1 protein-coding gene is annotated in these 693 nt (G+C 48.1%); it reads left to right on the top strand.

Going from position 1 to position 693, the window contains the following annotated elements:
* A partial coding sequence (pta, locus tag A3762_RS25010) for a phosphate acetyltransferase (protein WP_082869355.1) occupies positions 1–590 on the top strand: 590 nt, incomplete at its 5' end.
* Positions 591–693 lie beyond the last annotated feature (103 nt).

Below are 693 nucleotides of genomic sequence, written 5' to 3'. Positions count from 1 at the left end.
TAATCAAAACTGCACCATCAGCCACTGTTGTCTCTTCGGTCTTCTTTATGTGCTTGCCAGAGCAAGTACTGGTCTATGGTGACTGTGCAATCAATCCAGACCCTAACGCTGAAGAGTTGGCGGACATCGCGATACAGAGTGCAGACTCAGCCCTAGCTTTTGGAATTGAGCCAAAAGTAGCGATGATTAGCTACAGCACAGGCGCTAGCGGTGCGGGGGCCGATGTCGAGAAAGTAAAACAAGCAACTGAGATCGCAAAGGCTCGTCGTCCTGACCTTTTGATCGATGGACCTTTGCAATATGACGCTGCTGCAATTGAAAGTGTCGCAGCGAAGAAAGCGCCAAACAGCCCTGTTGCGGGACAAGCAACGGTATTTATCTTCCCCGACCTGAACACTGGAAACACGACGTACAAAGCTGTTCAGCGAAGTGCGAATGTCATAAGCATGGGCCCGATGCTCCAAGGTCTAAACAAGCCGGTTAATGATTTATCGAGAGGTGCGTTAGTTGATGACATCATCTACACAATTGCGCTCACGGCGATTCAATCAAAACAAGCAGACGACGCTAAAGAACAAGCTCAGCAATAATTATGGGATGATCAGAGTAAGGTGCCGTCGATATACTTTGGTACCGCTGACACGAGAAACCTTTGTACAAGACATGGTCGATCATATAACGAAGCTTTCGCTT

This window comes from Oleiphilus sp. HI0125 (genome assembly GCF_001635355.1).
Note: the sequence above shows the minus strand (reverse complement) of the source record. Positions and strands in the feature narration are given on the sequence as shown.